Origin of the sequence: Achromobacter sp. Marseille-Q4962 (assembly GCF_943737005.1) — a bacterium.
In the GTDB taxonomy this organism is placed as follows: Bacteria; Pseudomonadota; Gammaproteobacteria; order Burkholderiales; family Burkholderiaceae_B; genus Achromobacter.
The window spans coordinates 235,779-243,911 of the sequence record NZ_CALSFU010000004.1 but is presented as its reverse complement, the minus strand read 5'-3'; the positions used below and the strand labels follow the sequence as shown (position 1 = coordinate 243,911).

Sequence of the window (8,133 nt, the reverse complement as noted above, 5' to 3'; positions counted from 1 at the left end):
GCCGCCGAACTTGCTCGACAGCACCGTCGTGATGGCCGCCGTCAACGTCGTTTTGCCGTGGTCAACGTGACCAATCGTACCCACGTTCACGTGCGGCTTGGTACGTTCAAACTTGCCTTTTGCCATGGCTGACTCCTGACCTGGATTGCGCTTCTGACTGAAGAAAAGAAGTGAGAATTAGTGGTGCCCATGACGCGGATCGAACGCGTGACCTCTCCCTTACCAAGGGAGTGCTCTACCACTGAGCCACATGGGCATGTAAACCTTTTGGAGCGGGTGAAGGGAATCGAACCCTCGTCGTAAGCTTGGAAGGCTTCTGCTCTACCATTGAGCTACACCCGCGGCTACCCTTTCACCTTCTCTATACCCAACCCTTAAAAACCAAGGCCAGGGAAACATACGGCCTTCTTGCCGAAGGCGCTGCAGATCCCTAGGCCTGACATTTGAAATCCAGGCCAACTGCGCCTGGATTCGGGTATGGGTCTCTGGTGGAGGAGGTTGGATTCGAACCAACGTAGGCGCAAGGCCAACAGATTTACAGTCTGCCCCCTTTAACCACTCGGGCACCCCTCCAGCGGAGAACTTGAGATTATGAACACTTTCATAATCCGTGTCAAACGCTTTGCGCGAAAACAGCGAATTTCCTGCCGTCGTCGCCGTGGCGGCTCTCCAGAGGGCGCAAAGCTTACCGCATCGGGCGGGCTTGCGCCACCGCGGCGGCATGGCGCGGGCCAGGCCAAAAAGAATCGTCCCTTTTTTTGTCCGCCCGCCTTCCTCGCGGACGCCTGGACTTGCAGACCGCGGCAGGACCGGGCGGGATGCGGCGGCCGGCTTTTGCGGCCCTATTCCGGTTCCAGTTCCGCCGCCCCGACCATGTACCGAAGGTGCGCTCGGGCCGCGCATGCCCCCCCCCCGGCGCCGCGCGGCGCCGGCAAGATCGTCCCAGGACCGCACCAGACCCTCGTGAACACGAGCCAGGACTCAACAAGAAACGAAAAAGTGCTCGCATTAAATGCGATGGGAAGCTCGCATGAATCCGAGCAAATGCTCAATATCTAAATACGAGCAATACATCGAATCTTTCGCGTCCGAAATGCGGGGCTTTGTTCCGGGCGCGCTTCAATAGCGCTCGAAATACCGCTGCACGGCGGCGACATCTCGCGTCCGGGTCAGCGCCAGCATGAGCAGCACGCGGGCCTTTTGCGGGTTGAGATCGCGGGCGGCGGCGAAACCCCAGGCGGCATCGTCGATCTCGACGTCGCGTCCGACCAGGCCGCTGCCGCAACGGCTCGACCGCACCACGACCACGCCCGAAGCCGCGGCGCGGCGCAATGCCTGCATGGCCAGATCGGTGGCGTTGCCGTCGCCCACGCCGGCCAGCACGATGCCGTCAGCGCGCGAGGCCAGAAAATCGATCGTGTCCGGCTGCATGTCCGCATGCGCATACACGATGTCCACCCGCGGCCACGCGGCCTCTTCCGGCGGCGCCGGCGCGAATTCGCTTTGCGTGGTGTGGACGGTGTCGTTGCGCGAATAGAAGACCGGCGCGCCGCCGTGCATGACACCCGCCCTGCCCCGGTTGGGCGACGCGAAAGCCGAAATGCCGGCGCAGGCGATTTTCTGCACGTCGCGCGCGTAATGGATGTCTTCGTTCATGACGACCAGCGGCCCACGGCCGCGCGCCTGGCCGCTCGCGGCCAGGGCCACGGCGTTATACAGGTTGGCCGGCCCTTCTGCGCCCAGGGCGGTGGCCGGGCGCATGGCGCCCACCAGCACGATGGGCTTGTCGCTGGCGATGACCAGGCTCAGGAAGTAGGCGGTTTCTTCCAGGGTATCCGTGCCGTGCGTGATGACGATGCCGTCTACCGACGCGTCGCGGCAATGCGCATCGACGCGCCCGGCCAGGGCGCGCCAGACGCCGTGCGTCATGTTCTGGCTGCCCACGTTGGCGACCTGCTCTGCGCATATGTCGGCGACGTCCGACAACTGCGGCACGGCTTCAAGCAGTTGGTGCACGGAAAACGAGCCCGCGCGGTAGCCCGCGTCGGTGGCGCTGGCCTGTGCGCCGGCAATGGTGCCGCCCGTGGCCAGGACGGCGACGACCGGCCGCCGCCCCTCAGGCATCCACCACCCCGGACAGGCCCTGGCGCTCGAGCAGGGAATTCAGGTGCTCCCATCCGTGGAAGTCGATGACGATCTGGCCTTTTTCCTTGGCGCCGACCTTGAGCGCCACGCGCGTGCCCAGGTGGTCGGACAGCGCCTCTTCCAGGCGGGTGAGGTCGCGCGAAACGCCGTTGGCCTTTTTGCGCGGCGCGCTGCCGGCCTCGACTTCGCGCGCGGTCTTGGCCACCAGCTTCTCCGCCTCGCGCACCGACAGGCGCCGCGCGATGATCTGGTTGGCAAGCTGGATCTGGGTGGCGGCATCGACCGCCAGCAGCGCGCGTGCATGGCCCATGTCGATATCGCCGGCCAGCAGCATGGTCTGCACCGGCGAGGCCAGGTTGAGCAGGCGCAGCAGATTGCTGGTGGCCGAGCGCGAGCGGCCGATGGCCTGGGCGGCCTGCTCGTGCGTGAGCCCGAATTCGTCCAGCAGCCGCCGCACGCCATGCGCCTCTTCCAGCGGATTCAGATCTTCGCGCTGGATGTTTTCGATGAGGGCCATGATGGCCGCGTTCTCGTCGGCCACCTCGCGCACCAGGACCGGGACTTCCTTCAGGCCGGCGAGCTGCGCGGCGCGGAAGCGCCGCTCTCCCGCGATGATTTCATAGTGGCCAGGATCGTCATTGAGCGCGCGCACCAGGATGGGCTGCATGACGCCCTGCGTGCGTATGGATTCGGCCAGCTCGCCCAGGGCGCCTTCGTCCATGCGCGTGCGCGGCTGGTATTTGCCGGCGCGCATTTTCGAGACGGGCAAGGTGGACGGCGGACCCTCGGGCTTGGCGGCAGCCTTGCCGATATTGTCAATGGCGGGCGCGTCGGCACCCAGCAAAGCGTCCAGTCCGCGACCCAAACCCTTGGGTTTCTTGGTGGCCATAATGTAAATCCTCTTTCTTTCTGCTTTTGTATCCTGAGCCCGGCTCAGGCGACCGGATGCTCGGCGGGCACCCGATACCAATACGCATAACAGTCTTTGAATCCGTGACGGTCGTACAGCGCACGCGCCGCGGTGTTTTCCGGCTCCACCTGCAAATAGGCATGGCGGGCGCCGCCGGCGGCGCCGCAAGCCAGGAGATGCCGCAACAGCGCATCGGCATGGCCTTTGCGCCGCTCGTCGGGATGGGTAACGATGTCGAACAGGCCCAGCACGTCCCCATCGAGAACGCCCAGGCCGGCGGCGACGCAGCGCCCCGCGGCGTCCGTGGCAAGCACCGGCTGGACATCGAGAGCCAGGCCCTGCAGCCGTTGCCTGTGCTCGCGCACATGCGCGGGCGAATGCGCGCGCATCTCGCCGGCGACGGCGGCAAAGCGCGCGGCATCGACGGTTTCAAAGCGCAGTCCGCGAGGAGAGTCTCCATCCGCGGAGGCGAGCGGCATGCACATGACTCGGGTCTCGCCGGTATGAATGAACTGCCGGGCCTGCAGCTCGGCATCGAGGCCGAAATCCGGGCCCAGGCTGGTCAGGCGCAGCACCAGGGGCAGGCCATGGCGCGCGTACAACGATGAACAATACGCCAGCCGCTCATCGAGCGGACGTGTGGATAACCCCAGCACATTGACGCTGCGCGCCCGCTTGGCCGCGGAAGGCGCGAAACGCACCAGCCAGCCATCATAGAGCAACTGCGCCTGCACGGCCGTGGCATTAAGCGCGGCTTCCTCAAGACGCACGCGCAATGCATCGCGCAAGCCTGCTTGCGGCACATGCGTGACCGACGGTGACGAGGAGGCGCAAACCATTGCATCGGCGGACATGGCGGACCTCAGGACAACTGCTTGACGCGCTCGATCATTTCGGCGCCGAACGAGATGTAGGCCTGCGCCCCGCGCGACGACTTGTCATAGATGACGCCCGGCACGCCGTAACTGGGTGCTTCCGCCAGGCGCACGTTGCGCGGAACGACGGTCTTGAACACCTTGTCGCCGAAGTGCGCTTCGAGCTGCGCGGACACCTGCTGCTGCAGCGTCATGCGGGGGTCGAACATGACGCGCAGCAGGCCGATGACCCGCAGATCGTCATTGATGTTGCGATGCACCCGCTTGATGGTGTTGACCAGGTCGGACAGGCCTTCGAGCGCGAAGTATTCGCACTGCATCGGAATGATGACGCCATGTGCCGCCGCTAGCCCGTTGAGGGTGAGCAGCGACAGCGTGGGCGGGCAATCGATCAGGACGAAGTCGTACTGGTCCCGCACCGCGTCGATGGCGGCCTTGAGCTGGCGCTCGCGCTGTTCCATCTGCACGAGGTCGATCTCGGCGCCGGACAGCTCACGGTTGGCGGGCAGCACGTCGTAGCCGCCCGACTCCGAGCGCACGCGCGCCTCGTCGATAGTGGCGTCGCCGATCAGCACCTGGTACAGGTTGGATTGCAGCGTGTTCTTGTCGATGCCGCTGCCCATGGTCGCATTGCCCTGGGGATCCAGATCCACCAGCAAGACACGCTGTCGATGCGTGGCCAGGCCCGCCGCCAGGTTGATGGCTGTCGTCGTCTTGCCCACGCCGCCTTTCTGGTTGGCGATGCAGAAGACACGGGCGGTTTTGCTGGGGGGTATGCTGTTCATAGGGTTCCTTGACTGCGGCACATCCAGATCAGGCAACGTTCAGCCTGCAATTCGGGTACTTGGAGCGGCTGTATACGGTCTACTTTCCACTGTCCGCCCGCTTCGAGCACCTCGATCTCATCCTCGGGCAGCTTGCCCTTCATGGCGACGAGGGTACCACTGTCGCGCACGTGCTTGCCCGCGAGCCGGGCAAAGTCGTCGAGCGACGCGAAAGCGCGCGAAGTGACGATATCGCAGCCGGCGGGCTCCAGGGTTTCGACGCGGGCATGCAGCGCACGCAGATTCGGCAACGACAGCGCGCCGCTCATCTGCCGCACGAAAGCGGTTTTCTTTTCCACGGCGTCGATGCACGTTACCGACCATTGCGGCCGCATGATGGCCAGCACCACGCCGGGCAGCCCGCCGCCCGATCCGACATCGTACAGGCGGGCGGAAGCGCCCTCTTCCAATGCCTCGCTGAAAGGGCCCACGACAGCCAGGCTGTCGAAAAGATGCTGTACCAGCATCTGGCCCGGGTCGCGGATGGCGGTGAGGTTGTAGGTGCGATTCCAGCGCTGCATCTGCGCCAGATAGTCGAGCAGGCGCGCGCGCGCCTCGTCGCTCGCGGCCAGGCCGAGCTGGGCGCAAGCGCGCTCCAGGCGGCCGGCGAGATCGGCGTCGCCATGAGCGCCTGCGGGCGGCCGGGCGCCGCTCACCGTGGAGCCTTCGCCCTTGCGGGCTCCGGCATGAGCGCCTACGGGCGGCCGGGCGCCGCTCATGCCGCGTACTTGCGCGTGCCGTAGTGCAGGCGCTTGAGGTGGATGAGCAGCAGAGAGATTGCCGCAGGGGTGACGCCCGAGATGCGGGCAGCCTGTCCTATGGTTTCAGGGCGGTGCGTCTTGAGCTTCTGGCGCACTTCGAACGACAGGCTGGTAACGGCGTCGTAGTCGATGTCGGCCGGAATGGGCTGTTGCTCGTGGCTGAGATGCTTTTGCACCTCGTCCTGCTGGCGGGCGATGTAGCCGGCGTACTTGACCTGGATTTCGACCTGCTCGGCGAGTACGTCCTGGTCCACCACGCCAGGACCGGCCAGCAGGGAGCCATCCGCGTTGCGGGCGTGCATGAGCGCCTCGTAGGAAACGTTCGGCCGTTTCAGCAGGTCTGCTAGTGAGTACTCACGCTCAATAGCCTTGCCCAGCAGCGGTTCCGCCACTTCGGCAGGCAGAATGCGAGGGTTCACCCACGTGGAACGCAGGCGTTCCACTTCCGCCGCGACGGCATCGCGTTTGCGATTGAACGCGGTCCAGCGCGCATCGTCGACGATGCCGAGCCTGCGGCCGATTTCCGTGAGACGCAAATCGGCATTGTCTTCGCGCAGACTGAGCCGATACTCGGCGCGCGACGTGAACATGCGATACGGCTCGGTAACGCCTCTCGTGACGAGGTCGTCGACCAGCACGCCGAGATAGGCTTCGTCGCGGCGAGGCGTCCACTGTTCTTTTCCGAGCACGCGCAGAGCGGCATTGACGCCGGCGAGCAGGCCCTGCGCGGCGGCCTCTTCATAGCCCGTAGTGCCGTTGATCTGGCCCGCGAAGTACAACCCCGAGATCGCCTTGGTTTCCAGCGTGCTCTTCAATCCACGTGGATCGAAGTAGTCGTATTCGATGGCGTAGCCGGGTCGCAGAATGTGGGCATGTTCCAGTCCGGGCAGCGAGTGAATGAGTTCGAGCTGCACGTCGAACGGCAGGCTGGTGGAGACGCCATTCGGGTAGACCTCGTGGGTATCCAGCCCTTCGGGTTCGAGAAAGACCTGGTGCGATGACTTGTCGGCAAAGCGATGGATCTTGTCTTCGATCGACGGGCAATAGCGCGGCCCCACGCCTTCGATCACGCCGCTGTACATGGGCGAGCGGTCGAGCCCGCCACGAATGATGTCGTGGGTGCGGGCATTGGTATGCGTAATCCAGCACGGAAGCTGGCGGGGATGCATCTCTGCGTTCCCCATGAAAGAGAACACCGGGATCGGATCCAGGTCGCCCGGCTGCTCCTCGAGTACGCTGTAATCGATAGTGCGGCCGTCGATGCGCGGCGGGGTTCCAGTCTTGAGCCGGCCCTGGGGCAGCTTGAGTTCCTTCAGCCGTTGCCCCAGAGAAATCGCGGGCGGATCCCCTGCCCGACCGCCCGAGTAGTTTTGCAGCCCCACGTGGATCAGCCCATTGAGGAACGTGCCCGCGGTGAGCACGACGGTGCGTGCGCGGAACTTCAGCCCGAGCTGGGTCACGGCGCCTACAACCCGATCGCCTTCGACCATCAGATCGTCCACGGCCTGCTGGAACAGCCAAAGGTTCTGCTGATTTTCCAGGCGGCTCCGTATTGCCTTGCGGTACAGCACGCGGTCTGCCTGGGCACGTGTCGCACGGACCGCAGGTCCCTTGGACCCGTTGAGGATGCGAAACTGGATGCCCGCCTCGTCCGTGGCCAGCGCCATGGCGCCACCCAGTGCGTCCACCTCTTTGACGAGATGACCCTTGCCGATCCCCCCGATAGAGGGATTGCACGACATTTGGCCTAGGGTTTCGATGTTATGCGTGAGCAGCAAGGTCTGGGCGCCAGCGCGCGCAGACGCAAGTGCCGCTTCGGTGCCGGCGTGACCGCCGCCGACGACGATCACATCGAATTCGCGGGGATAATCCATGATGCGGGGAGGAAAAAGAGAGCGTTCGGTGCTCATTATAGAGGCAGGGGTGGGATGTTTCACGTGAAACATCAAAGACAACGCCGAAGCAAGCTTTATCTGTTGTTTATGTCGCTTTCGAGCATTTTTCTCTACGATGCCAATGTTTCACGTGAAACATCAGGCGGAACGATTGGGGCATGACTCGGCCGTCCGTTCGTGCAAGATGGTTTCAAGCCAGAAAAGGAAGCCGCAATATTTCAGACGCTCTCGATGAGATCGTGATGTTTCACGTGAAACATCATCGCCGGCCTCGTCTGTATTTCACCGCGAACTGTTTCACGTGGAACATCGCCGGTTGCGACTTGTGTATACCAACGTGCCTTTGTGGTGGAGTGCGGTTATCTATTCCCCGATCCACGGGTTCGGGTCTGGCAATACCAATTTGCAAGAACGCGATGTATCTGTGCCCGCTTTTCCGCCTTCCACTCCCCTCCAACGAGTGCGGGAGGCCGCAAGCTGCATCATCGACTGACCCCGAATCGATAGCGATTCATCGTTCGCTATCCGTCGCCAATTCTTTGACGGTTTCACGTGAAACATGAGCCCGACCCCACTCGCCTCATGAAATAAATTGGTGTCACTATGAAGCGGTGCGAGCCGCTGCTGGGCGGGAAGGCGAACACGCTACGTGTCTCGCTATCGTCATAATCGACCGGAACTATCGGCAGGATAGCGAGTCGAATGACGAATCCTCATTCCCTC

General features: G+C 63.7%; 7 protein-coding genes and 3 tRNA genes. All 10 read right to left on the bottom strand.

Features of this window, described 5'->3' with window-relative positions:
- Positions 1–126: GTP-binding protein (locus tag NGJ44_RS05215; protein WP_233175816.1), on the bottom strand; the 126-nt coding region annotated here is incomplete at its 3' end.
- A gap of 55 nt (positions 127–181) precedes the next feature.
- Positions 182–256 (bottom strand) — tRNA-Thr (locus NGJ44_RS05210).
- A gap of 12 nt (positions 257–268) precedes the next feature.
- Positions 269–342: transfer RNA gene (locus NGJ44_RS05205), tRNA-Gly, on the bottom strand.
- 144 nt (positions 343–486) lie between these two features.
- A tRNA-Tyr gene (locus tag NGJ44_RS05200) sits at positions 487–573 on the bottom strand.
- Positions 574–1,119: 546 nt separating this feature from the next.
- Complete coding sequence (locus NGJ44_RS05195; protein WP_053246053.1) at positions 1,120–2,124, bottom strand: asparaginase; 1,005 nt, start codon at positions 2,122–2,124, stop codon at positions 1,120–1,122.
- Entirely contained in the window at positions 2,117–3,034 is a 918-nt protein-coding gene (locus NGJ44_RS05190; protein ID WP_053246052.1) for a ParB/RepB/Spo0J family partition protein, read from the bottom strand. The genes NGJ44_RS05195 and NGJ44_RS05190 overlap by 8 nt, the downstream gene beginning before the upstream one ends.
- Positions 3,035–3,078: 44 nt before the next feature.
- Positions 3,079–3,909, bottom strand: a complete 831-nt coding sequence (locus tag NGJ44_RS05185) for a GNAT family N-acetyltransferase (RefSeq protein WP_251863297.1) — start codon at positions 3,907–3,909, stop codon at positions 3,079–3,081.
- A gap of 8 nt (positions 3,910–3,917) precedes the next feature.
- Positions 3,918–4,715 carry a ParA family protein gene (locus NGJ44_RS05180; protein WP_053246051.1) on the bottom strand — a complete coding sequence of 266 codons (798 nt, stop codon included), beginning with the start codon at positions 4,713–4,715 and terminating at the stop codon, positions 3,918–3,920.
- The gene (gene rsmG / locus NGJ44_RS05175) at positions 4,712–5,473 is read right to left on the bottom strand and encodes a 16S rRNA (guanine(527)-N(7))-methyltransferase RsmG (RefSeq protein WP_251863296.1); all 762 of its coding nucleotides are present in this window, start codon (positions 5,471–5,473) and stop codon (positions 4,712–4,714) included. Before rsmG ends, NGJ44_RS05180 begins: the two co-directional genes overlap by 4 nt.
- Positions 5,470–7,389, bottom strand: a complete 1,920-nt coding sequence (gene mnmG / locus NGJ44_RS05170) for a tRNA uridine-5-carboxymethylaminomethyl(34) synthesis enzyme MnmG (RefSeq protein ID WP_251863302.1) — start codon at positions 7,387–7,389, stop codon at positions 5,470–5,472. The genes rsmG and mnmG overlap by 4 nt, the downstream gene beginning before the upstream one ends.
- Positions 7,390–8,133: the final 744 nt, after the last annotated feature.